Source organism: Pseudomonas sp. P4_C4 (assembly GCF_056402055.1).
The window spans coordinates 1-23,387 of sequence record NZ_JBFUID010000081.1 but is presented as its reverse complement, the minus strand read 5'-3'; the positions used below and the strand labels follow the sequence as shown (position 1 = coordinate 23,387).

Below are 23,387 nucleotides of genomic sequence, written 5' to 3'. Positions count from 1 at the left end.
CGCCTGGGCTGGTCCGCCCCGCGAGTCGCTTATGCGCTGGTGTTGGGCGTGGCGCTGCTGTGGGGTGCCGGGATGTTGCTGTCCTTCGTCAGCAACCGCGGGCAGATCGCCCTTGTCCAGACCGCGCTGGCGACCCTGGAACAAGCGGGCAGCGGCGACGAACAACTGCTGGCGTTCAACGAGTTAACCCGTGAACTGGGGCGCCTGGACTACCGCGCCGCGCACGGCACACCCTGGTACCTGCGCTTTGGCCTCAACCAGAACGACCCACTGTTGGCGACGCTGTGGCCACGCTATGTAGAGGCCAACCAACGGCTGCTGCGCGACCCGGCCGTGGCCAAGCTGCAGCAGCAACTCAAGGCGCTGATCCAGCTGCCACCCGCCAGCCCCGAACGCGCCAAGCGTGCCCCGGCCGCCTACGCCCAGCTCAAAGCCTACCTGATGATGGCGCGCCCGGAAAAAGCCGACGCGGCTTTCCTCGCCAAAGTATTGGTCGAGACCCAGGCGCAGCGCGCCGACATCACGCCGGGGCTCTGGCAGGGCCTGTCACCCGGCCTCTGGCAGTTCTATGCCGAGCAACTGGCGGCCCATCCGGCCTGGCGTATCGAGGCCGACCCGACGCTGGTGGCCCAGGCCCGTCAGGTACTGCTCGTCCAGTTGGGCCAGCGCAATGGCGAAGCCAGCCTGTACCGTCAGGTGCTCGATGCGGCAGCCAATCACTACCCGGCCTTGGGCTTGCAGCAGATGGTCGGCGACACCGACGCCCGCGCGCTGTTCGCCACCACGGCCAGCGTGCCCGGGGTGTTCACCCGCCAGGCCTGGGAGGGCCAGGTCCGCCAAGCCATCGACGAGGTGGCCGAGGCTCGCCGCGAGGAGATCGACTGGGTGCTCAGCGACAATCCCGCCAGCCTCGCCGCCGACTTGAGCCCGGAGCAACTCAAGGAACGCCTSACCGAGCGCTACTTYCAGGACTACGCCAGCGCCTGGCTGGACTTGCTCAATCGCCTGAACTGGCAACCGRCACGCAGCCTGGATCAGGTGATCGACCAGTTGACCCTGATGAGCGACGTGCGYCAGTCGCCGCTGATCGCGCTGATGAACACCCTGGCGTACCAGGGCCAGGCCGGCACTCGCGGCCCGGCCCTGGGCGCGTCGTTGATCCACTCCGCGCAGAARCTGATAGCCCAGGACAAGGTGCCGCTGATCGACCAACAGGCCCCCGGCGCGAGCGGYCCGCTGGACGCCACCTTCGGYCCGCTGCTGGCCCTGYTGGRCAAGGAGGCCGAAGGCAAGAACGACAACGACCGGCTGAGCCTGCAGGCCTTCCTCACCCGCGTCACCCGGGTACGCCTGAAACTGCAGCARGTGAGCAACGCCGCCGACCCGCAGGMRATGACCCAGGCCCTGGCGCAAACCGTGTTCCAGGGCAAAAGCGTCGACCTCACCGACACCCGYGCCTATGGCAGCCTGATCGCTGCCAGCCTGGGGGCGGAGTGGGGCGGGGTCGGCCAGACCCTGTTCGTGCAGCCGYTGGAACAGGCCTGGCAACGRGTGYTGCARCCGTCGGCGGCAAGCCTCAATCGCCAGTGGCAACGGGCGATCGTCAGCGACTGGCACGGCGCGTTTGCCGGGCGTTATCCGTTCGTGGCGACCACCAGCGATGCGTCATTGCCGATGCTGGGRCAAATGATCCGTGCCGACTCCGGACGCATCGAGCAGTTCCTGCAACAGCAACTGGGCGGTGTGTTGCGCAAGGAAGGCCAGCGCTGGGTGGCCGATYCGCGGCACAGCCAGGGCCTGCGCATCAACCCGCAGTTTCTCGCGGCGCTCAACCAGCTCAGCCACCTGGCCGATGTRCTGTTCACCGACGGCGGCCTCGGCCTGGGGTTCGAGCTGCGGGGCAAGCCGGTRCGCGACGTGGTGCAGACCACCTTCATCCTCAACGGCGAAAAACACCACTACTTCAACCAGAAGGAAAGCTGGCAGCGCTTCAGCTGGCCTGGCTACAGCGACCGTCCGGGGGTGAACCTGACCTGGACCAGCGTGCAGGCYGGCGAGCGYCTGTTCGGTGACTATCAGGGCACCTGGGGCTTGATCCGCCTGCTGGAACAGGCTCGGGTCACCACGCTGGACGACGGCGACAGCCACTACCGCATGGTGCTCAAGGCCCCGGACGGCCTGGGCCTGACCTGGCACCTGCGCACCGAACTGGGCGCGGGACCGCTGGCGCTGCTCAAGTTGCGTGGCTTCAGGCTGCCGACGCAGATTTTTCTTGGCGAGGGTGAAAAGGTGTCGCGCTGATTTCRACCCGTGGCAACAGGTTTGCTGGTGAAGCGTGCGATGGAGAGGGTCAGGCAGTTGATTTTTGCTGCCGGTGGTCAGGTGGCGTGGAGGGAGCGGTAATGACGGATTGCGAACCGTTCGTGGATAAAAACCATCAAACAATCGGCGCACGGAAATGAAAAAAAGGCCGGTGATCTGCGCGATCACCGGCCTTTTTTCGGCTATTGCTTAGACGCGTTCGAAAATCGCCGCAATCCCCTGACCACCACCGATGCACATGGTCACCAGCGCGTAACGGCCGCCGGTGCGGTGCAGTTCGTGGATGGCCTTGGTGGCGATGATTGCGCCGGTTGCGCCCACCGGGTGGCCCAGGGCGATGCCCGAGCCGTTCGGGTTGACCTTGGCCGGGTCGAGGTCCAGTTCCTGGCTGACGGCGCAGGCCTGGGCGGCGAAGGCGATGTTGGCTTCGATCACGTCCAGGTCGGCGACGGTCAGGCCGGCGCGCTTGAGCGCCAGGCGCGTGGCCGGGATCGGGCCCAGGCCCATGAACTCAGGTTCGACGCCGGCATGGGCGTAGCTGACCAGGCGGGCAAGTGGCTTCAGGTTGTTGGCCTGGACCGCGTTGCCGCTGGCCATGACCAGTGCGGCGGCGCCGTCGTTGAGGCCCGAGGCGTTGCCGGCGGTGACCGAACCGTCCTTCTTGAACGCCGGCTTCATCGCTGCCAGCTGTTCCAGGGACGTGGCGCGCGGATGTTCGTCGACGCTGAACAGTTTGACGCCTTTGCGATCCTGGATTTCCACGGTCGCGATCTGCTCGCTGAAGTAGCCGTTGGCAATCGCGTGGGCCGCGCGTTGCTGGTCTTCCAGGGCCAGGGCGTCCTGCATTTCGCGGGTGATGCCGTTGCGCGCGGCGACGTTCTCGGCGGTGATGCCCATGTGGATGCCATGGAACGGGTCATGCAGGATGCCGAGCATGTAGTCGATGACCTGGGCGTTGCCCATGCGCGAACCCCAACGGGCGGCCGGCATCAGGTACGGGCCGCGGCTCATGGATTCGGCACCGGCGCCGACGACGATGTCGGCATCGCCGAGCATCAGGGTCTGGGCGGCGTTGATGATCGCTTGCAGGCCCGAACCGCACAGGCGGTTGACGTTGTAGGCCGGGGTTTCCTTCGGGATGCCGGCGTTCATCGCCGCGACGCGGGAGATGTAGGCATCGCGGGTTTCGGTCGGGATCACGTTGCCCATCACCAGATGGCCAACGAGCGCCGGGTCCACGGCGGCTCGCTCCAGGGCGGCTTTCACGGCCGTGGTCGCGAGATCGGCCAGTGGCACGTCCTTGAGCGAACCACCGAACGTACCGATGGCGGTACGGGCGGCGCTGACGACGTAGATTTCTGGAGTGTTCATGGCTGGTTTCCTTTCGGTGGATTCTTGTCTGTACTGCGATTGAGCAGGGCGTTCAAGGCGGTTTTCGCCTCGTCGGTATTCAGGCGCTGGATGAACAGCGTGTTTTCTTCGCGCAGGGTGGCTTCCAGTTCGGTCAGGGAAGCCTGTTTCATCAGCTGCCGGGACTGGCGCAAGGCTTGCTGGGGCATGGCCAGGAAGCGCTGGGCGATTTTTGTCGCCGCCGCCAGGCATTGCTCGCCGTTATCAAAGGCTTCGTTGGCCAGGCCCCAGGCCACCGCTTCGTTGCCGTCCAGGCCGTTGCCCAACAGCAGCAGGCTCGCGGCGCGGGCATGGCCGAGCCGGCGTGGCAGCAACAGGCTGGCGCCAAATTCGGGGCACAGGCCGATGTTGACGAACGGCATGCGCAGCTTGGCGTTACGGGTGACCAGCACCTGATCGCAATGCAGCAACAACGTGGTGCCGATGCCGATGGCCGCCCCGCAGACTGCCGCGACCAGCGGTTTTTGCAGGCGCGTGACGACCTTCATCAGGTGGAACGCCGGGGCGTCCAGATGAGTCGGCGGGTGCTGGAGGAAATCCACCAGGTCATTGCCGCTGGTGAAGCAGGTCGGGCCACCGGTGAGGATGATCACACCGGTCTGCTCGTCTTCGTCGGCGGCCTGCAACAGGTCGGCCAACTGCGAGTACATGGCATTGTTGAGGGCGTTGAGCTTGTCCGGGCGGTCGATGGTCAGCGTCAGCACACCGTCGCGTTGCTCGTGTTTGATCAGGTCGGTCATCGCAAACCCAGGGTCGTTCGGATCAGGTGGCCACTTTAAGCGCCGGACAAACCCCGGATCTATGGCAAAACGGGTCAACCGTACTGCCGCTTTTTGCCATGCCGGTGAGCCAAAAAGCGACACACACCCATTCGGGGTATGGCTGTGCCCGGCGAATCCACCAATAGTGAAGGCATCCGCTCATCCAGAGCCGAACTCGCTATAAGGTGCATTTGCTATGGGCAAGACGCTGCTTAAGGTGATTTCCAGTCTGTTTGTTGTACCGCTGACATTGAATGCCTACGCCGCTCAAGTGGACGACAGCCATACGCTGCGGTTGTACAACTGGGCGGATTACATCGGTGAAAAAACCGTGGCCGACTTCGAAAAGGCCACCGGCATCAAAGTCATCTACGACACCTTCGATGCCTACGAAACGGTGCAGGCCAAATTGCTCACCGGCCACTCCGGTTATGACCTGATCGTGTTGAATGCGTCCCTGGCACCACCGCTGATCAAGGCCAAGGTGTTCCAACCGCTGGACAAAAAACAGCTGCCGGGCTGGACCAACCTGGACCCGAAAGTCCTGGAGGATCTGCAAGGGTATGATCCGGGCACCACGTACTCGGCGCCTTATACCTGGGGCAGCAACGGCGTCACCTACAACGTCGACAAGATCAAGGAACGCATGCCGGACGCGCCGATCGGTTCGTTGGCGATGGTCTTCGACCCGAAGATCGTCTCGCGCTTCGCCGATTGCGGCGTGACCCTGCTCGATGCCCCGACCGAAGTCATTCCCATGGCCCTGAAGTACCTGGGGCGTGATCCACGCAGCGCCGCACCGGAAGATCTGAAAGCCGCCCAGGACTTGCTGCTGTCGGTGCGGCCCTACATCCGCAAATTCGACTCGGTCAATTACCTGACCAGCCTGCCCAACGGCGACGTGTGCATGGCCATGACCTGGTCCGGCGATTACGCCACGGCCATGGCCCGTGCGGCGGAAGCCAGGAAGAAGATCGACCTGGCGTACTTCATCCCCAAGGAAGGCTCGCTGATCTGGTTCGACAACCTGTACATCCCGGCGGACGCGCCCCACGTCGCCAATGCCCACAAGTTTCTCGAATACCTGATGCAACCGCAGGTGATGGCGGACGTGAGCGACTTCATCAATTACGCCAACAGTAACGCCGCGGCCACACCGTTGTTGAACGCCGCTGTGCGCGACAACCCGGCGATCTACCCCGACGCGCAAACCCGCGAGCGCCTGTTCCCGCAGAAGACCCAGGACGCCAAGGACATGCGGGCGATTACCCGGGTCTGGAGCACCGTGAAAAGCGGCATCTGATTTGTTCGATCGTTAGTCAATTCGGTTAGAGGTTTATTTATGGCGACTCCAACACGCACCGTACTTTCGCCGGCGGATGAGTCCAGACTGGTCAAGGCCGACAAGGCCCATCACATGCACGGCTACCACGTGTTCGACGAACACGCCGAACAAGGCTCGCTGAACATCGTCGCTGGCGATGGCGCCTACATCTATGACACCCAGGGCAACCGCTTTCTTGATGCCGTGGGCGGCATGTGGTGCACCAACATTGGCTTGGGCCGTGAGGAAATGGCCGAGGCCATCGCCGATCAGGTACGGCAACTGGCCTATTCCAATCCGTTTTCCGACATGTCGAATAACGTGGCGATTCAGCTGTGCGAAAAACTCGCCAGCCTCGCTCCCGGCGACCTCGACCATGTGTTCCTGACCACCGGCGGCTCCACCGCCGTGGACACTGCGTACCGGCTGATCCAGTACTACCAGAACTGCCGTGGCAAACCCGAGAAGAAGCACGTCATCGCCCGGTTCAACGCCTATCACGGCTCCACCACCCTGACCATGTCGATCGGCAACAAGGCCGCCGACCGTGTGCCGGAGTTCGACTACGCCAACCCGCTGATCCACCACGTCTCCAACCCGAACCCGTACCGAGCGCCGGACGGCATGGACGAGGCGCAGTTCCTCGAATTCCTGGTCAAGGAGTTCGAAGACAAGATCCTCTCGATGGGCGCGGACAAGGTCGCCGGTTTCTTTGCCGAACCGATCATGGGCTCCGGCGGGGTGATCATTCCGCCACAGGGCTACCTCAAGCGCATGTGGGACGTGTGCCAGCGCTACGACATCCTGTTCGTCGCCGACGAAGTGGTGACTTCGTTCGGGCGACTGGGCAAGTTCTTTGCCTCCTACGATGTGTTCGACGTGCAGCCCGACATCATCACCACCGCCAAAGGCCTGACCTCGGCTTACCTGCCGCTGGGCGCGTGCATCTTTTCCGAGCGCATCTGGAAGGTCATCGCCGAGCCGGGCAAGGGCCGCTGTTTCACCCACGGCTTCACCTACAGCGGCCACCCGGTGTGCTGCACCGCGGCGCTGAAGAACATCGAAATCATCGAGCGGGAGAACTTGCTGGCCCATGTCGATACGGTGGGCGCTTATCTGGAAGAGCGCCTGGCAACCCTGCGGGACTTGCCGCTGGTGGGGGATGTGCGCTGCCAGAAACTCATGGCCTGCGTGGAGTTCGTCGCCGATAAACGCACCAAGGCGTTGTTCCCCGACGAGATCAACATCGGCGAGAAAATCCACGTGCGGGCCCAGGCCCGGGGCTTGCTGGTGCGGCCGATCATGCACCTCAACGTGATGTCGCCACCGCTGATCCTGACGTTTGCCCAGGTCGATGAAATCGTCGAGACCTTGCGCGAATGCATTCTGCAAGTGGCCGCCGAGCTTGAAGCGAGCGGACAGTACGCGGGCGAATGATTTCGTCAGTCAGGCTGTTACCAAGGGATTGTCCAGCCGCTAGACTGCGGGGCATGAGCAAACCAGACGACGATACGCTGATCGCGATGCCCTTCGGGGCATTGCACAAATGGCATGGGGGAATGCGCGAGGCATTCGCCCATATCGATGAGCCTGACGCCCTGCAACACCTGGCGTCGGCGTTGGCGCAACTGGTGTCCGTTGAGTCGATGATGATCAGCCTGGAGCGCAAGGACCGCGCGCCACAGTTGCTGCATCAGCGCGGGATTGCCCAGGAGTATCAGGTCTCGATTCTGGAGCGCTATTTTGCCGGGGGTTATTTGCTCGATCCCTTCTGCCTGGCGGTGGAGCAGGGGTTGGCGCAAGGGTTCTATCACCTGGAGGAGATTGCTCCAGACAACTTCTTCGAGAGTGACTACTACAAATCCTATTACCTGAAGGCGGGCTGCTCGGAAGACAGCTACTACATCGTCGATACCGGCAATGACACGAAGATTTCCGTCAGCCTCTATCAGGGTTTCGGCGGTGAATGCCTGAGCGCCGAACAGTTGAATCTGCTGCGCGCCGTGGAACCGCTGGTGCGTGAATTCATCAGCGAGTTCAGTCAGCGTGGACTGCTGCGCAATACCGGGATTGAGCGCGATAACGAGCAAGGCAAACGCGATGATCTCAAGCATCGCGTGCAGGCGGCGTTCGAGAACTTCGGTTGTGAGTTGCTGACCGAACGCGAGCGGCAAGTGGCGCACATGGTGTTGCGCGGGCATTCGGTGAAATCCACCGCGAGCCAGATGAGCATCTCGCCGGAAACCGTGCGCATGCACCGCAAGAACCTGTACCTGAAGTTGGAAGTGGGTTCGCAGTCGGAACTGTTTGCGCTGTTTATCGAGTGGTTGCGCAGGAATTGAAGATTGACCTCAAACTTGTGGTCAACGGAGATCAAATGTGGGAGCGAGCCTGCTCGCGATAGCAGTCTGTCAGCACCATTGATGTCGACTGACACGCCCTCATCGCGAGCAAGCTCGCTCCCACAGTTGTAAATGGTTGACCACAGATTTTTCGACCAACCCAGAACCTTGTGGGAGCGAGCTTGCTCGCGATAGCGGTCTGTCAGGTCCATTGATGTTGGCTGACACTCCGTCATCGCGAGCAGGCTCGCTCCTACAGGTGTTGCGTTAGTCTTCGCGTTTACGACCAAGGTGAGAATGTCATGGCTCGCCACCAGCTCACCCAGCTGGTTGGTGACTTCCACATCCCACGCCCCCCTTGCGGGATGCCCTGGTCGATCTTGCGCTTGCAGGTCAGGCGCGCCTGGATGGTGTCGCCGATGCCCACCGGGTTGATGAAGCGCAAGGTGTCCAGGCCATAGTTGGCGAGTACCGGCCCCCGGCGCCGGATTGCTGCGAACTCGCCCATCGCGATGCTCTCGCACCGATCAAGCCTCGAGGCGGGCCAGCGGTTTTCTGTTTCGCAATGCAAGGGAGATGAGCATTCCGGGCTCCTTTGGAACAGCCGATGACAGGCATGCCCGCACTTTGCTACAGCCGGTGAATGGCTGCATTTGAATGCCTGCCAGATTCCTTTGGCTCTGTGCCTGATTTAGCGTAGTGGGGCGGATCCTGACGGGTTTGCTGTTAGTTGTCGTACAACGAGGAGGGGTCGATAACCACGTTAAAAACTGACAAGGGAGCGAGCGGAGAGTCGCGTAATCTGGGTCCAAGAGCCTGTTTAACGACGTTATTCGATTATGTATCGCATTTTTAGGGCGGTCAGGGCGTTCAGGTCTAAGGGGTTTTCTTGTTGACAGTGCCCCATGGGACTGTCTATAAATCTCACATGTCATACGACGACGTATGACATGCGGGTCTAATTTTAAAAATAATAAGAGTGTCGATATCAACATGAATCCAATCGCCTCCCTCTCGCCCCTGATGTTCCGAGTTGGCCCAATCTCTCCGCGGAATATGGCCCGTTTCGTCGTGGACTGATGCATTGAACTGAAGCCCCGCGGCCCAATCGATCTCGTTTTATACCGAGAGATCATCACCAAAAATCTACAATAAAGTGATGCCATGAACCTGAACGAGCCAATTACCGCGCAACGCGTCAGCCAGTCTGTCGGTAAATACCGATGGACCATTTGTGCATTGTTGTTTTTTGCAACCACCGTCAATTACCTCGACCGCCAGGTGCTCAGCCTGTTGGCACCGGATCTGTCGAGGCAATTTGGTTGGAGCAACACGGATTACGCCAACATTGCCGCCGTGTTCCAGTTCACGTACGCGATTTCCATGCTGTTCGCGGGGCGAGTGGTCGACAAGATCGGCACCAAGGCTGCTTTTGTGGTGGCGATTTGTATTTGGTCGACCGGCGCGATCATGCACGCCTTTGCAGAACCCATGGGCGAGGGCATCGCCGCCATCTGTGGCGCGCTCGGTATTGCGGTCATCCCGGTCTCGATCGCCGGCTTCATGCTGTCGCGCGCTGTGCTGGCGGTCGGTGAATCGGCCAACTTCCCGACCGCAATCAAGGTCACCGCTGAGTATTTTCCGAAGAAGGAACGCTCCTTCGCCACCGGTATTTTCAACTCCGGGGCCAACGTCGGCGCGATCCTGGCACCCATTTCGGTGCCGCTGATCGCTGGCCTGTGGGGCTGGCAGGCAGCGTTCATCGTAATCGGCATGCTGGGCTTTATCTGGATGGGCGTATGGCTGGCGTTTTACGACAAGCCGGAGCAGCAGAAGCGCCTGTCGGCGCAGGAACTGGCGCACATCCGCAGTGATTCCCACGCTAGCGCCGCTGTGCAGACGGGCGTTGGCAAAAAGGTTTCGTGGTTCCAATTGCTGAAATACCGTCAGACGTGGGCGTTTGCCTTCGGCAAGTTCATGACCGATGGTGTGTGGTGGTTCTTTCTATTCTGGCTTCCGACCTACCTGTCGGAGCAGTACGGCCTGAAAGGCGCAGCCATCGTGGTGCCACTGGCCGTGCTGTACAGCATGACCATGGTGGGCAGTATTGGCGGCGGCTGGTTCCCCAGCTATTTCATGGCACGTGGCGACAAGCCGTATGACGGCCGCATGAAAGCCATGCTGGTGATTGCCGTTTTCCCATTGGTGGTGCTGTTGGCGCAGCCATTGGGTCACATCAGCGTCTGGGTACCGGTGTTGCTGATTGGTGTGGGCGCGTCGGCGCATCAGGCCTGGTCGGCCAACATCTTCACCACGGTGTCCGACATGTTTCCGCAAAAGACCGTCGCGTCCGTGGTCGGCATTGGCGGTATGGCGGGTGGGTTAGGCGGAGTCTTGCTGACCAAGATCGGTGGCTGGGTGTTTGACTATTACAAATCGGTGGGTGAAATCCGTACCGGCTACATGATCATGTTCGCCGTCTGCGCGCTGGCCTATCTGGTGGCGTGGAGTGTGATGAAGATGCTGGTGCCTCGCCATAAGGAAATTACCGACCTGTGAATGACGGCTTCGATGACGTCTGCAAAACGGAGTAACCCATCGGATTGAACAAGGCCGCTGAGCAATCAGCGGCCTTTTGCGTTTCAGGTTTGGTGCGCTTTGAATGGCGGGGATTTTGTAGTCGGAGGCGATTGATCTCCCACATTGGGTTCGGGGGCTTACCGGTGGAATTTTTTCAGACCTTCAACACTTTCCCGCCAATGGCCACCGCCACCAGCAACAGCGCCATCAAGGCAAAGGCAAAACTCAGGCTGCTGCCATGGGCGATGAAGCCGATCACGGCCGGCCCCGCCAGAATGCCCGCATAACCAAGAGTGGTTATGGCCGGCACGGCGATGCTTTCGGGCATGACCGTCTGTTTGCCGACCGCGGTGTACAGGACCGGCACGATGTTCGAACAACCGGCACCCAGCAGCGCATAACCCACCAACGCGGCCTCCCAGCTCGATGCAAACGTCGCCAGGAACAAGCCTGCGGCAGCCGTCAGCCCGCCGAACACAATCACCCGTGTCGCGCCCAGTCGTCGCACGATTTTGTCACCGGTCAAACGCCCGGCCGTCATGGTCAGGGCAAACGCCGCATACCCGAGCCCCGCATACGCCGTGTCGATACCGCGTTCCTGTGCCAGGAACACCGCGCTCCAGTCCAGCGCCGCACCTTCGGCGAGGAACACGATGAAGCACATGCCGCCGATAAACAGGACGATGCCATGGGGTACCGCAAACGCCGGCCCCGAACTCTCGCTGCCGTAGGGCAACAGGTGCGGCACGGCCTTGGCCAGCGCGATCAGCAACATCACGATCACCACCAGCGTGGCCCCCAACGGGGAAATCCCCAGGCCAAGCAAACCGCTGACACCCGCTGCGCCGACAATCCCGCCCAGGCTGAACAGGCCATGGAACCCCGACATCATGTTTTTGCCGCTGGCGCGCTCGACGATCACAGCTTGCAGGTTGACCGTCGAATCCACAGTACCGAGACCCGCGCCGAACATGAACAAGGCAGCGATCAGGGCCGGAATCGACGACACCGTCGCCAGCAGCGGCAGGGCGGCACAGATCAGCAGGGTGCCGCCGGTCGTCACCCGCCGGCAGCCGAAACGCGTGGCCAGGATCCCGGCCGACGGCATCGCCAGAATCGAACCCACCCCCAGGCACAGCAGCAACAATCCCAGGGTGCCTTCATCCAGCCCGGCCCGGGACTTGGCATAGGGCACCAACGGCGCCCACGCGGCGATGCCGAACCCGGCGATGAAAAAGGCGATGCGCGTGGACATTTGTTCCAGGCGGCCGGGAACGAAGGTGGTTTGGCTGTTGAGGCTGGTCATAACAATCCTTGGCAAAAAGCGTCGCGTCCTCAACGGACAGTGATCGGCCTGTGAGGGTTCGATCAGTGCCCGGAAAGTTCTACGGTCGTACAGGACGACATCGTTGCACAGCGCCGGTGTTTTTCGCGATATGTTGAGCCATTCCAATGACACGCGGAGGGCGCCATGGCGCAGAGGTACGATGCACGGGGCAATATTTACATCGTGGTAGCGCCAGAAGAATTGCGCCGCCAGGGCATCGACTTGCCCCATCAGGCCAGCCAGGCAGCGCAAACCCTGGAAGCCTGGGCGATAGCCGCGATCGAGGCTTGCTGCAGCTGGGCTCCAGGTACTCAACCGTCCGGCAGCAAAGATCATCGCAGCGACGGTTTGCTGGTCGGACCGTTTCAGTCGTCGCCTCCCTTTGATCTGTTGATCGTCAACACCGACGGTACCCTGGCCGAGCGCAGTGGCAACGGGCTGACGATTTTTTCCCAGGCCCTCAGCGATCAAGGGCTGTTGCCGCAGAACGAAGCCTGTCTGCTCAGGGTTCATCACGACAAGGCTGATACGCCTTCGCCGGGGCAGACTTCGGTGAAAGCCGCAGAGGTCGATGGCGTAAAGGGTTTCTGGCTCGACCTGGGCCAGCCGGGATTCGGGCCGTCGGCGGTCAGTGCTCACGGGGTTGAAGCGGTGGTGTTCAATGGTCGCGAACTCAGCCACGTTGAACAATTGGCGGTACTCAATAGTGCATGGTCGCGCAGCCAGTTCGCGCGGGTCGGCAATCCCCATTGCGTGACGCTGGTGGAAAGTGCCGAGGACCTGCCGAGCAACGAGCAGATGCGTGAGCCGGCGCTGGGTGAGGGGCTGACGCGGATTGCCTATGCCATGCCGGTTGGTGCAGGCAAACCTTGTCCGGCGGGGATCAATCTGCAATGGGCAATGCGCGTGTCCGAAGGGCACATCGCCGCACGGGTATTCGAGCGGGGCGAGGGGCCGACGGCGTCGTCGGGGACCAGTGCCAGCGCGGTGGCCTGTGCGGCCTGGCGGGCAGGTTGGGTCGGCGCCGGGGAGGTCAAGGTGACGATGCCGGGTGGCACGGCGCCGATCTTGCTGGAGGAAGAGTTGGGGGAATTGAGTCGGGTCAGCCTGTTTGGTACGGCTCGAATGATCGATTGACTTCGAAATAGCCATCGCGAGCAGGCTCGCTCCTACAGGTTTTGTGAACGACATATAACCACTGTAGGAGCGAGCCTGCTCGCGATGGGGCCAGTCCAGCAAGTGCAAGTTTCAGCTCAGCCCACTGAACTCCACCACCGGCATCGTCCGCTTCATCAACACCTTGCCCGCACGCACCGAATACAACGGCAACCCCTGGCTGCGGATCACCTCGTAATCACTCTCTGCCGACAGAATCAGCAGATTCGCCGGCCGCCCACGCTCCAGGCCATAGCGATCGCCGAGGTTCATGGCTTTGGCGCTATTGTCCGTCACCAAGTCCAGCGCACTTTGCAGGTTGCGATAACCGAGCATGTGGCAGATGTGCAGCCCGGCTTCGAGCACCCGCAAAATGTTGCCGTTGCCCAGTGGATACCACGGGTCGACGATCGAATCCTGGCCGAAGCACACGTTCATGCCCGCTTCCAGCAACTCGTTGACCCGGGTCACGCCCCGGCGTTTCGGGAAATTGTCGAAGCGACCTTGCAGGTGGATGCTTTCAGTGGGGCAGGAGACAAAGCTGATCCCCGAATGGCCGAGCAGGCGAAACAGTTTGGCGCAGTAGGCGTTGTCGTAGGAGCCCATGGCGGTGGTGTGGCTGGCCGTGACCCGCGAACCCATGTCGCGGCTGCGGGCCTCTTCGGCGAGCACTTCGAGAAAGCGCGAATGCGGATCGTCGGTTTCGTCGCAATGCACGTCCACCAGACAACCGCTGCGTTCGGCCAGGTCCATGAGGAACTTCACCGAGCTGACGCCCTGGTCGCGGGTGTACTCGAAATGCGGAATACCACCCACCACGTCCGCGCCCATGCGGATGGCTTCCTCCATCAATTCTCGACCATTGCGGTAGGACTCGATGCCTTCCTGGGGGAACGCGACGATTTGCATATCGACCAGATGCCGGCTTTCCTCGCGCACTTCGAGCATCGCCTTGAGCGCGGTCAATTGCGGGTCGGTGACGTCGACGTGGGTGCGCACATGCTGGATGCCGTGGGCGGCGAGGGTCTGGATGGTTTTCCTGGCCCGGGTCTTGGTGTCTTCGTGGGTGATGGTCGCCTTGCGTTCGCCCCAGCACTCGATACCTTCGAACAGCGTGCCGCTCATGTTCCAGCGCGGATCACCGGCGGTCAGGGTAGCGTCGAGGTGGATGTGCGGTTCGACAAAGGGCGGCACCACCAGATTGCCGCCGGCATCCAGATCGTCGGGGCCCAGGGTCGGGGCTTCGATCTGGCGGGTGATGCTGCTGATCAGGCCGTTTTCCAGGTACAACTCATGCAGGCCTTCCTGGTTGCGCAGACGGGCGTTGATGATGTGCATCGGGCAGATCCTTTTGGCGAATCGTGTAGGCAATATCCTTACGTTAGCTCGCCTGCGGCGAATCCCGCCAGTTCAAAATGTGGGAGCGGGTTTGTTCAGGTAGATAGTTGCAGGGGTAAAAATCGCATAAGAGCGGCGACGACCGCTTCGGGTGCATCTTCCTGAACCAGATGACCGGCGTTGGGAATCGGATAAAACTGCGATCCGGGAATCATCCGATGCAGCGCCTGCCCGCGTTCGATGGGAATCCACTGGTCATCCTCTCCCCACAGGATCTGCACCGGACAGCGAATCGTCGGGTACAGGCCCTCGGCCTCGCAGGTATAGCGCTCGTCCATCTGCGCGATCTGCCGGTAGAACGCCGCTTGCCCCGTCTCTCCCAGCCATGGCTGAACGTAGGGGGCGAGTTCGGCGTCGGGAATTTCCCGCTTGATCGCCCCGCGAATATAGGTCGGCACGATGGCGCGCTGGATGTAATCGGGCAGTCCGCTGAACGCCGCTTCATGCTGACGCACATGCTGCACGAACGGCGAACCCCAGGGCGTCAGCGCCACCGGGTCGATCAGCGTCAGGCTGCGGTAATCCTTGCCATTGAGCAGATGCGCGCGCAGGGCGGTGGCGCCGCCGAAGTCGTGGGCCACCACGTCGGGGCAATCCAGGCGCCAATGCTCCAGCAACTGCGCCAACAACTGGTTTTGCACACCGAGCGAGACATCGTCGTCGGGTTGTGCCGACTGCCCGTAGCCCAGCAGATCGAAGTAGTAGACGCGGTGAGTGGCGGCGAAATACGGCGCGATCCGGTGCCACACGAAAGAAGAAAAGGGCGTTCCATGCACGAACACCAGCGGCGGGCCGTCACCGCGCACGGCGTAGCGCACCTGATGTCCGTTGAAGGCAAAGACCTGATCCAGCGGCCAGTCAGTCATGGGCTTGTCCTCTTGGCGGGGGAAGAGGCAAAAAGCATAGGCATAAAAAAACAGCCGATGAAGGCTGTTTGCTTTTTCTCTGACAAACTGTAGGAGCGAGCTTGCTCGCGAAGAACGTCAACGATAACGCGAGGTATCTGGCAGCCCGCGGTGCTCTGACGTCCATCGCGAGCAAGCTCGCTCCTACAGGGGGGCAGTGACTTTACTCGCCGCGATAGATGCAACCGCTGGTGCAGGTCTCGTGGATGCGGATTGCACTGAGCTCCGGCAGCAGGGGCTTCATTTCCTGCCAGATAAACTTGGCCAGCACTTCGCTGGTCGGGTTTTCCAGGCCAGGAATGTCGTTCAGGTAGTTGTGGTCCAGGCGCTCGTACAGCGGCTTGAAGATTTCCTTGATTTCCGAGAAGTCGCGGATCCAGCCAGTGTGCGGGTCGAGGTCGCCGCTCAGGTGGATCGCCACTTTGAACGAGTGACCGTGCAGGCGGCCGCACTTGTGGCCGTCCGGTACGTGGGGCAGGCGGTGGGCGGATTCGAAAGTAAATTCCTTGAAGATTTCCACAGTGTTTTCAGCTCTGTTCAGGTGGCGTTCGCCGCAGCGATTCGGGCAGGCGGCGAGTTTACCAGTTTGTCCTGACTAAAGGGTCAGCAAGCGCTCGCCGAGGCGACCGTTGGCGGCCAGTTCGAGGAATTCGTCGCCCAGGCGGCGGCTTTCATCCATGGTCGTGCGCCAGTATTTCTGCCGGCTCGGGGCGTCGCCCATGAAGCGCTTGAAATCGTTACGGTCCGGCAGTTTGCCGTAGGGCAGGCGCGCCAGGTAGTCCTTCGACGGCGCCAGCAGCAGCACGTTTTGCAAGCGAGCCGGGCAGGCGCGGCGCCACGGCAGGGTCTTGTCGAACCAGCCGGGAATCACCCGGTCGGTGAAGTGCGGGTAGAGCACGATGTCGTCGCCGCTGTAGGGCAGGTCCAGGTGGTAATCCAGCAGGCCGCCGTCGCGGAACGTCCCGGCGCCAGCGCCCGGCAGGTCGCGCACGCCTTCCATCACCATCGGGATCGAGCCCGAAGCCAGCAGGGCCTGGCGCAAGTTGCCGGCATTGAGGGCGACGAAGCGCGACGGAAAGTCAGTCAAGGCATCGACCGGCGGCGCCAGGCGCGGGTCGTGGATGATCAGGCGTTCGAAGTGCCGGGCCAGCCGCGCCCGGCCACGCAGGTTGTCGGCGATGACCGAGGACAGGCCCAGCCCCAGGCGAGCGCGATGATCGTCGGCGAGCAGGCCGTGGCTTTTGACCACCATGATGTTCAGGCGGTAATCGCTGTTGCCGAGGATCGAGGCATCGCGACCGTCGAGCAGGTCATTGAGCATGCGCCGGGAGCTCTGGCTGATCTGCGCCATGGTCACGCCCTTGGCGAAATTCTGCTCGGTGTACAGCTGCCCGAGACGCCGGATGCCCTCGGCGGCGTCCGGCAGGCAGGCGCTGGCGAAGCGCCAGGAACCCACCGATGCGCCAATCAGCGAGCGTTCCCGCGGTGCCGCCGGCAGCCACTCGCCGAACAGCGCCAGGTCCAGTCCCTGAATCCCCAGCGCCTTCGGACCGCCGGCCGCGCCAGGCAAGGTGCCGACCTCGGCCGCGTCAAGGCCGTTGGCGCGGATGTGCGCATAGGCGCGCGGACCGGCCTTGAGGGTCAGGGAAGGGGACTTGATGTGGATGGCGGTCATACCGGTCTCGATGTGTGTGTAGGAGCTGCCGAAGGCTGCGATCTTTTGATCTTTTGCTAGGCGACTCAAGTGAAAGTGAGAAAGGATCGCAGCCTTCGGCAGCTCCTACAGGATTTGTGGGGTTGGCAATGATGGCAATTCAGCTTCAATTAAGTTCAGCTGGTTAAGATGGCTCGCCTGGACCCCGACGCAACGCTGAGGTAGCGCGACGCTGATACCATAGTGGCTTTCGAGAAGCTCACACCACTCGCACCGACCGGGATCTGGAATTAGACGCTGTCAGCGGGCAGGTTCTCAAGGATCATCAGGATTGGTAATGAAGGTGTTTCTATTCAAGCGATGCACCGGCAGCTGGATAGCGCTGGTGCTTCTGGCTTTTTGCTCGGCAGTGATGGCCCACGACCTGGACCAGGATGAAGCCCTGCGCCTGCGTCAACAGGGCGTGATCCTGCCGCTGGAGCAACTGCTGCAGCAGGCAATGGATCGCTACCCCGGCGCGAAACTGCTGGAAGCCGGGCTCGAAGAAAAACATGACGTCTACATTTATGAAGTCGAGCTGCTGACCCCTGAAGGCGTGGTTCGCGAACTGGACATCGAAGCCTCCACCGGCCGTTTACTCAAAGACAAGGAAGACTGATCCATGCGTTTGCTGCTGGTGGAAGACCATGTGCCCCTGGCCGACGAACTGCTGGCCGGTCTCAACCGCCAGGGCTATGCGGTGGACTGGCTGGCCGATGGTCGCGACGCGGTGTATCAGGGCAGTACTGAACCTTACGACCTGATCATCCTCGACCTCGGTTTGCCGGGCGTGCCGGGGCTTGAGGTGCTGGCGCAATGGCGCGCGACAGGGCTGGCCACGCCGGTGCTGATCCTGACCGCCCGTGGTTCCTGGGCCGAGCGCATCGAAGGCCTGAAGGCCGGCGCCGATGATTACCTGACCAAACCGTTTCATCCCGAAGAGCTGTTTTTGCGCATCCAGGCGTTGCTGCGCCGCTCCCATGGCCAGGTCAACCAGCCAACGCTCAAGGCCGCCGGTCTGCATCTGGACGAAGGTCGCCAGTGCGTTGTCCGCGACGGTGCGGACATTCAGCTGACTGCCGCGGAGTTTCGCCTGTTGCGTTATTTCATGCTGCACCCCGAGCGGATCCTCTCCAAAAGCCACCTCGCCGAGCACCTCTACGACGGTGAAACCGAGCGCGACTCCAATGTGCTGGAGGTCCACGTCAACCATTTGCGCCGCAAGCTCGGCAAAAGTGTGATTGAAACCCGTCGCGGCCAGGGCTACCTGTTCGGCGGGCAAGCCCGGTGAGATCGATCCAGCGCCGCTTGAGCCTGGGCCTGATCAGCGTGATGGTGGTCGTTGGCCTGATACTGGCGCAAACCAGCCTGTGGCTGTTCGAAATGGGTTTGCAGCGCTACCTCGAGGCCGGGTTGCGCAATGACAGCGAGAACCTGCTGGCGGCACTGGTGCGCGGGCCGCAAGGCTTGCAACTGGATGAACGACGCCTGTCGCCGGCCTATCAGCGGCCGTTTTCCGGGCATTATTTCCGCATCGATCTCGCCGACGGCCATTGGCGTTCCCGTTCCTTATGGGATCAGGAGCTGCCAGCGCTCGATCAACCCGGCCTGCACGACGACCTGCAACTGGGGCCGGAAGGGCAACAGTTGCTGGTATTGCGTACGGACTATCGACGTTCGGGGTTGCCGATCTCCATCAGCGTCGCCGAGGATTACACGCCAATACGCGAAAGCTTCCGGCTTATGCAACAGCTCGGGTTGGGCCTCGGTTTGACCGGGCTGCTGGTGATTCTGTTGCTGCAACGGATCACCGTGCGCCGCGCCTTGCGCCCGCTGGAGCAGGCGCGCGAACAGATCGCGCAGTTGCAACAGGGCCAGCGCTCGCAACTCGATGATCAGGTGCCGGTGGAGCTGGAGCCACTGGTGGCGCAGATCAACCACTTGCTGGCCCACACCGAAGACAGCCTCAAGCGCTCGCGCAATGCCCTGGGCAACCTCGGCCACGCGTTGAAAACGCCGCTGGCGGTGCTGTTGAGCCTGGCCTCGAGCGAACCGCTTGAGGCGCACCCGCAACTGCGCAAGGTCCTCAAGGAACAACTGCAGCAGGTCGAGCAACGGCTCAATCGCGAACTCAATCGTGCGCGGTTGTCCGGCGATGCGCTGCCGGGTGCGCTGTTTGATTGCGATGCTGAACTCCCCGGATTGCTGGCAACCCTGAACATGATCCATGGCGAACACCTGGCGCTGAGCTACCGCGCACCGCCCGGCCTGCAATTGCCCTGGGATCGTGAAGACCTGCTGGAACTGCTGGGCAACCTGCTGGACAACGCCTGCAAATGGGCGGATGCCGAGGTGCGGCTGAGTGTGGTCGAGCGGGCGCAGGGGTTTGAACTGAGTGTGGAAGATGATGGCCCGGGCATTCCCGAAGAGCGTCGCGATCAGGTGTTTGGTCGAGGTACGCGGCTGGATGAGCAAACCCATGGGCATGGTCTGGGGCTGGGTATCGTGCGCGACATCGTCGATAGCTGGGGCGGCAAACTGTCGTTGCTGGAAAGCGAGTGGGGCGGATTGAAGGTAGCCGTCGAGTTGCCCAAACACACTTGAAGCCACACCAGGAACCCTGTGGGAGCGAGCTTGCTCGCGATGGCGGTCTGTCTGTCACATTGATGTTGAATGTGCCGACGCTATCGTCGGATCGCCGCCCGGAGCAAGCTCGCTCCCACAGGGATTGTGGGGTGTCAGATTCAGGTGTGATGAATCTCCCGATCCTTGGTTTCCGGCATGAAGAAAATACCCAGCACAGCCGTCATCACCGCGATGACGATCGGATACCACAGCCCATAGTAGATATCCCCCGTGGCCGCCACCATGGCAAACGCCACCGTCGGCAGGAAACCACCGAACCAGCCATTGCCGATGTGATAGGGCAGCGACATCGAGGTGTAGCGGATGCGTGCCGGGAACAGTTCCACCAGCCAGGCGGCGATCGGCCCGTAGACCATGGTCACGTAGATCACCAGGATGGTCAGGAGCAACAGCACCATCGGGTAGTTGGTCTTGGCCGGGTCGGCCTTCTCGGGGTAGCCGGCGTCCTTGAGGGTAGTGACGAGGGTGGCGGTAAAGGCGTCGTTTTTGGCCTTGAAGTCGGCGGCGGGCATGCCGGTGCCCTCGAAGCTCTCGATCACTTTCTCGCCAATACGCACCTGCGCAACGGCGCCCGGCTCGGCGTTCACGTTCTTGTAGGGGATGGCCTTTTTGGCCAGCACGGTCTTGGCCAGGTCGCAGGAGCTGGTGAATTTGGCCTTGCCCACCGGGTCGAACTGGAACGAGCACTGACCGGGATTGGCGACTACCGTGACCGGATTCTTCTCCTGCGCAATGAACACGTCGGGGTTACCGTATTGGGTCAACGCATGGAAGATCGGGAAGTAAGTCAGTGCCGCGATGATGCAGCCGGCCATGATGATGCCCTTGCGACCGATGCGGTCAGACAGGCTGCCGAATATGACGAAGAACGGTGTGCCGATCAGCAGTGAGCCGGCAATTAGCAGGTTGGCGGTCTGTGGGTCGATCTTCAGCGTCTGCAGCAGGAAGAACAGCGCATAGAATTGCCCGGTGTACCAGACCACGGCCTGGCCAGCGGTGCCACCGAGCAGGGCCATGATCACGATCTTGAGGTTTTCCCAGCGGGCGAAGGATTCGGTCAGCGGTGCCTTGGACGCCTTGCCTTCAGCCTTCATTTTCATGAACACCGGTGATTCGCTGAGTTGCAGGCGGATGTAGACCGAGACGATCAGCAGCAGGATCGACAGCAGGAACGGAATCCGCCAGCCCCAGGCTTCGAAGGCTTCGGTGCCCAGAGCGGTACGGCAGGCGAGGATCACCAGCAGTGAAAGAAACAGGCCGAGGGTTGCTGTCGTCTGGATCCACGAGGTGAAGTAGCCACGTTTGCCCTTGGGTGCGTGTTCGGCCACGTAGGTCGCTGCACCGCCGTATTCACCGCCCAGCGCCAGGCCTTGCATAAGGCGCAGGCTGATCAGAATGATCGGCGCGGCTACGCCGATGGTTGCATAGCCCGGCAGCAAACCCACCACAGCCGTGGAAATACCCATGATCACGATGGTGATGAGGAACGTGTGTTTACGCCCGATCATGTCGCCCAGTCGACCGAACACAATCGCCCCGAAGGGCCGCACGGCGAAGCCGGCAGCGAAGGCGAGCAGGGCGAAGATGAAGGAAGTCGTTTCGTTGACACCGGCGAAGAAGTGCTTGGCGATAATCGCCGCGAGGGAACCGTACAGGTAGAAGTCATACCATTCGAACACGGTGCCCAGGGACGAGGCGAAAATGACCTTGCGTTCCTCCCTGGTGATTCCGTGGTTGGGCGCGCTGCCCGTGGCTGTATTGTCGATTGCTGCCATGAGTATTCTCCGTCTTGCTCTTGTTGTAGGCCGGAGTTCCCACCAACACTTACCGTACCCAGGCCATGGGGCTGAAGTCATTGGATTACGTGGCTTGCATTCAGGTTGACGCCAGAAAATGCTGCAAGGTTCCATGAAGCATAATCAAGGTCCGGCAGATATCCACTCGCCATCATTTGATTGAGCTGCGCGCAGAAACAAATGTGGGAGCGCAATCCACTGCACACTCAGAGTCCCCACGAGCTTTGACACCGCGCCGACTCTACGGCAAAGTGCGCGCCCTCTAATAAAACCCATTCCTTTTATCCGCTGGCGGCTCTCGCAGACTGCCGGCCGGACTCTTTTCGCTTGCCCAGAGGTATGACAATGAATGCAGTAATTGCCGCGGTCGGCATCATGCTGGTACTCAGCCTGTCCCGCGTGCATGTGGTGATCGCCCTGATCGTCGGTGCGCTGGTCGGTGGCTTGACCGGTGGCCTGGGGATCGAAGCGACGCTCAAGGCTTTCAACAGCGGCCTCGGTGGCGGGGCGACGGTGGCGTTGTCCTACGCCTTGCTCGGGGCTTTCGCCGTGGCCATTGCCAAGTCCGGCATGGCCCATGCGCTGGCCGACAAGGCCCTGGCGATGGTCGATCGCCAGCACGCCAGCGGCGGTGGCCAGGTCAAATGGCTGCTGATCGGCCTGCTCTGGGTCGTGGCCATCGCCTCGCAGAACATCCTGCCGATCCATATCGCGTTCATTCCGTTGCTGGTGCCGCCGCTTCTTTATGTGCTGACCAGGCTGCAACTGGACCGTCGCCTGATCGCCTGTGTCATGACCTTCGGTTTGATCACGCCCTACATGTTTCTGCCGGTGGGCTTTGGCAACATCTTCCTCAATGAGATCCTGCTGGCTAACGTCGCCCGCAGCGGTGTGGACATCAGCGGCATCAATGTGACCCACGCCATGGGCATTCCGGCCCTGGGCATGGTGGCGGGCCTGCTGATCGCGTTTGTCAGCTACCGCAAGAAGCGTGTCTACGACCTGGAAAAGATCGAACAAGTCGAGCAGGTGGCGGTGCAATACAACCCGCTGAGCCTGATGGTGGCCGGCGTGGCCATCGCGGTGGCGTTCATCATTCAGTTGTTGCTTGATTCGATGATTATCGGTGCATTGGCCGGTTTCCTGATTTTCTCGGTGTCGGGCATCGTCAAATGGCGCGACACCGATGACCTGTTCACCGAAGGCATGAAAATGATGGCGATGATCGGCTTCATCATGATCGCAGCCTCAGGCTTTGCCGAAGTGATGAAGGCCACCGGTGAGGTGCAGACGCTGGTCGAGTCGTCGGCGGCGTACATCGATCACAGCAAAGGCATCGGCGCCCTGCTGATGCTGCTGGTGGGGTTGCTGGTGACCATGGGTATCGGTTCGTCGTTCTCCACCGTGCCGATTCTGGCGGCGATCTTCGTGCCGTTGTGCGTGCAACTGGGTTTCAGCCCGATTGCCATCGTGTGCATCGTCGGCACCGCCGGTGCCCTGGGCGACGCCGGTTCGCCGGCTTCGGACTCGACCCTCGGCCCGACCTCCGGCCTGAACATCGACGGCCAGCACCATCACATCTGGGACACCGTGGTCCCGACTTTCCTGCACTACAACCTGCCGCTGCTGGCGTTTGGCTGGGTGGCCGCGATGGTTCTGTAAGCAATTCCCTTCTGATCACTCTGGATCAAAATGTGGGAGCGAGCTTGCTCGCGATGGCGGCCTGTC

The 23,387-nt window shown here is 61.6% G+C and carries 18 protein-coding genes and 1 pseudogene; 10 read left to right on the top strand and 9 right to left on the bottom strand.

The features are described from left to right. Positions 1-2,301, top strand: a 2,301-nt coding sequence (locus AC1DXW_RS28140) for an ImcF-related family protein (RefSeq protein WP_477760734.1), incomplete at its 5' end; no start/stop codon positions are given. 210 nt (positions 2,302-2,511) lie between these two features. On the opposite strand, the gene AC1DXW_RS28135 is transcribed toward AC1DXW_RS28140, so the two are convergent. Together AC1DXW_RS28135 and AC1DXW_RS28130 are read right to left on the bottom strand one after the other, a co-directional pair. After that, positions 2,512-3,693 carry an acetyl-CoA C-acyltransferase family protein gene (locus tag AC1DXW_RS28135; protein WP_477754522.1) on the bottom strand — a complete coding sequence of 394 codons (1,182 nt, stop codon included), beginning with the start codon at positions 3,691-3,693 and terminating at the stop codon, positions 2,512-2,514. Further along, on the bottom strand, positions 3,690-4,472 hold the full coding sequence (locus AC1DXW_RS28130) for an enoyl-CoA hydratase-related protein (RefSeq protein ID WP_477754521.1): 783 nt from the start codon (positions 4,470-4,472) through the stop codon (positions 3,690-3,692). Before AC1DXW_RS28130 ends, AC1DXW_RS28135 begins: the two co-directional genes overlap by 4 nt. A 217-nt stretch (positions 4,473-4,689) precedes the next feature. On the opposite strand from AC1DXW_RS28130, the gene AC1DXW_RS28125 reads away from it, so the two are divergent. Genes AC1DXW_RS28125 through AC1DXW_RS28115 form a run of 3 tightly spaced genes read left to right on the top strand, consistent with a single transcriptional unit; the run spans position 4,690 to position 8,159 of the window. Then, complete coding sequence (locus AC1DXW_RS28125; protein ID WP_477754520.1) at positions 4,690-5,796, top strand: polyamine ABC transporter substrate-binding protein; 1,107 nt, start codon at positions 4,690-4,692, stop codon at positions 5,794-5,796. Between the two features lie 39 nt (positions 5,797-5,835). Further along, positions 5,836-7,254 carry an aminotransferase gene (locus AC1DXW_RS28120; RefSeq protein WP_477754519.1) on the top strand — a complete coding sequence of 473 codons (1,419 nt, stop codon included), beginning with the start codon at positions 5,836-5,838 and terminating at the stop codon, positions 7,252-7,254. Further along, positions 7,251-8,159, top strand: coding sequence for a helix-turn-helix domain-containing protein (locus AC1DXW_RS28115; RefSeq protein WP_477754518.1), 909 nt, complete (start codon positions 7,251-7,253; stop codon positions 8,157-8,159). The genes AC1DXW_RS28120 and AC1DXW_RS28115 overlap by 4 nt, the downstream gene beginning before the upstream one ends. 281 nt (positions 8,160-8,440) lie before the next feature. On the opposite strand, the pseudogene AC1DXW_RS28110 reads toward AC1DXW_RS28115, so the two are convergent. Continuing rightward, positions 8,441-8,637: pseudogene (locus tag AC1DXW_RS28110) on the bottom strand (MaoC/PaaZ C-terminal domain-containing protein); the annotation flags it as partial. A 686-nt stretch (positions 8,638-9,323) separates the two neighbouring features. Between AC1DXW_RS28110 and AC1DXW_RS28105 the strand changes: the two are divergent. Continuing rightward, complete coding sequence (locus AC1DXW_RS28105) at positions 9,324-10,718, top strand: MFS transporter (protein ID WP_477760733.1); 1,395 nt, start codon at positions 9,324-9,326, stop codon at positions 10,716-10,718. A 175-nt stretch (positions 10,719-10,893) separates the two neighbouring features. Here the strand turns inward: AC1DXW_RS28105 and AC1DXW_RS28100 are convergent, their stop codons facing one another. Further along, on the bottom strand, positions 10,894-12,045 hold the full coding sequence (locus AC1DXW_RS28100) for an MFS transporter (protein ID WP_477754516.1): 1,152 nt from the start codon (positions 12,043-12,045) through the stop codon (positions 10,894-10,896). A 165-nt stretch (positions 12,046-12,210) separates the two neighbouring features. Here AC1DXW_RS28100 and AC1DXW_RS28095 point away from each other — a divergent pair, with 165 nt between their 5' ends. After that, positions 12,211-13,203, top strand: coding sequence for a diaminopimelate epimerase (locus AC1DXW_RS28095; RefSeq protein ID WP_477754515.1), 993 nt, complete (start codon positions 12,211-12,213; stop codon positions 13,201-13,203). 111 nt (positions 13,204-13,314) lie between these two features. Here the strand turns inward: AC1DXW_RS28095 and codA are convergent, their stop codons facing one another. The 4 genes from codA to AC1DXW_RS28075 all read right to left on the bottom strand — a co-directional run bounded on the left by codA (position 13,315) and on the right by AC1DXW_RS28075 (position 17,199). Further along, on the bottom strand, positions 13,315-14,559 hold the full coding sequence (gene codA, locus AC1DXW_RS28090; RefSeq protein ID WP_477754514.1) for a cytosine deaminase: 1,245 nt from the start codon (positions 14,557-14,559) through the stop codon (positions 13,315-13,317). A 95-nt stretch (positions 14,560-14,654) separates the two neighbouring features. Further along, positions 14,655-15,485, bottom strand: a complete 831-nt coding sequence (locus tag AC1DXW_RS28085) for an alpha/beta fold hydrolase (RefSeq protein ID WP_477754513.1) — start codon at positions 15,483-15,485, stop codon at positions 14,655-14,657. Between the two features lie 202 nt (positions 15,486-15,687). Further along, positions 15,688-16,044, bottom strand: a complete 357-nt coding sequence (gene queD, locus AC1DXW_RS28080) for a 6-carboxytetrahydropterin synthase QueD (RefSeq protein ID WP_108219187.1) — start codon at positions 16,042-16,044, stop codon at positions 15,688-15,690. 75 nt (positions 16,045-16,119) lie between these two features. Continuing rightward, positions 16,120-17,199 (bottom strand): patatin-like phospholipase family protein, encoded by a 1,080-nt coding sequence (locus tag AC1DXW_RS28075; protein ID WP_477754512.1) that lies wholly within the window; start codon positions 17,197-17,199, stop codon positions 16,120-16,122. Positions 17,200-17,515: 316 nt separating this feature from the next. Here AC1DXW_RS28075 and AC1DXW_RS28070 point away from each other — a divergent pair, with 316 nt between their 5' ends. The 3 genes from AC1DXW_RS28070 to AC1DXW_RS28060 are packed head-to-tail and all read left to right on the top strand — an operon-like array spanning position 17,516 to position 19,821. Next, on the top strand, positions 17,516-17,836 hold the full coding sequence (locus AC1DXW_RS28070; RefSeq protein WP_477754511.1) for a PepSY domain-containing protein: 321 nt from the start codon (positions 17,516-17,518) through the stop codon (positions 17,834-17,836). 3 nt (positions 17,837-17,839) lie between these two features. Next, on the top strand, positions 17,840-18,508 hold the full coding sequence (locus AC1DXW_RS28065; protein WP_477754510.1) for a response regulator transcription factor: 669 nt from the start codon (positions 17,840-17,842) through the stop codon (positions 18,506-18,508). Continuing rightward, positions 18,505-19,821, top strand: a complete 1,317-nt coding sequence (locus tag AC1DXW_RS28060) for a sensor histidine kinase (protein ID WP_477754509.1) — start codon at positions 18,505-18,507, stop codon at positions 19,819-19,821. Before AC1DXW_RS28065 ends, AC1DXW_RS28060 begins: the two co-directional genes overlap by 4 nt. Before the next feature lie 140 nt (positions 19,822-19,961). Here AC1DXW_RS28060 and AC1DXW_RS28055 read toward each other — a convergent pair whose 3' ends face one another. Then, complete coding sequence (locus tag AC1DXW_RS28055) at positions 19,962-21,638, bottom strand: MFS transporter (protein WP_477754508.1); 1,677 nt, start codon at positions 21,636-21,638, stop codon at positions 19,962-19,964. Between the two features lie 366 nt (positions 21,639-22,004). Here AC1DXW_RS28055 and AC1DXW_RS28050 point away from each other — a divergent pair, with 366 nt between their 5' ends. Continuing rightward, positions 22,005-23,321 carry a Na+/H+ antiporter family protein gene (locus tag AC1DXW_RS28050; protein WP_477760732.1) on the top strand — a complete coding sequence of 439 codons (1,317 nt, stop codon included), beginning with the start codon at positions 22,005-22,007 and terminating at the stop codon, positions 23,319-23,321. Positions 23,322-23,387: the final 66 nt, after the last annotated feature.

What these genes read in the sequence shown, in the direction of transcription:
- AC1DXW_RS28070 (WP_477754511.1), top strand. Translation starts at nt 17,516, where the DNA reads ATGAAGGTGTTTCTATTCAAGCGATGCACCGGCAGCTGGATAGCGCTG.
- AC1DXW_RS28050 (WP_477760732.1), top strand. Translation starts at nt 22,005, where the DNA reads ATGAATGCAGTAATTGCCGCGGTCGGCATCATGCTGGTACTCAGCCTG.
- AC1DXW_RS28130 (WP_477754521.1), bottom strand. Translation starts at nt 4,472, where the DNA reads ATGACCGACCTGATCAAACACGAGCAACGCGACGGTGTGCTGACGCTG.
- AC1DXW_RS28055 (WP_477754508.1), bottom strand. Translation starts at nt 21,638, where the DNA reads ATGGCAGCAATCGACAATACAGCCACGGGCAGCGCGCCCAACCACGGA.
- AC1DXW_RS28075 (WP_477754512.1), bottom strand. Translation starts at nt 17,199, where the DNA reads ATGACCGCCATCCACATCAAGTCCCCTTCCCTGACCCTCAAGGCCGGT.
- AC1DXW_RS28095 (WP_477754515.1), top strand. Translation starts at nt 12,211, where the DNA reads ATGGCGCAGAGGTACGATGCACGGGGCAATATTTACATCGTGGTAGCG.
- AC1DXW_RS28100 (WP_477754516.1), bottom strand. Translation starts at nt 12,045, where the DNA reads ATGACCAGCCTCAACAGCCAAACCACCTTCGTTCCCGGCCGCCTGGAA.
- AC1DXW_RS28085 (WP_477754513.1), bottom strand. Translation starts at nt 15,485, where the DNA reads ATGACTGACTGGCCGCTGGATCAGGTCTTTGCCTTCAACGGACATCAG.
- AC1DXW_RS28115 (WP_477754518.1), top strand. Translation starts at nt 7,251, where the DNA reads ATGATTTCGTCAGTCAGGCTGTTACCAAGGGATTGTCCAGCCGCTAGA.
- codA (WP_477754514.1), bottom strand. Translation starts at nt 14,559, where the DNA reads ATGCACATCATCAACGCCCGTCTGCGCAACCAGGAAGGCCTGCATGAG.
- AC1DXW_RS28065 (WP_477754510.1), top strand. Translation starts at nt 17,840, where the DNA reads ATGCGTTTGCTGCTGGTGGAAGACCATGTGCCCCTGGCCGACGAACTG.
- AC1DXW_RS28120 (WP_477754519.1), top strand. Translation starts at nt 5,836, where the DNA reads ATGGCGACTCCAACACGCACCGTACTTTCGCCGGCGGATGAGTCCAGA.
- AC1DXW_RS28125 (WP_477754520.1), top strand. Translation starts at nt 4,690, where the DNA reads ATGGGCAAGACGCTGCTTAAGGTGATTTCCAGTCTGTTTGTTGTACCG.
- AC1DXW_RS28135 (WP_477754522.1), bottom strand. Translation starts at nt 3,693, where the DNA reads ATGAACACTCCAGAAATCTACGTCGTCAGCGCCGCCCGTACCGCCATC.
- AC1DXW_RS28105 (WP_477760733.1), top strand. Translation starts at nt 9,324, where the DNA reads ATGAACCTGAACGAGCCAATTACCGCGCAACGCGTCAGCCAGTCTGTC.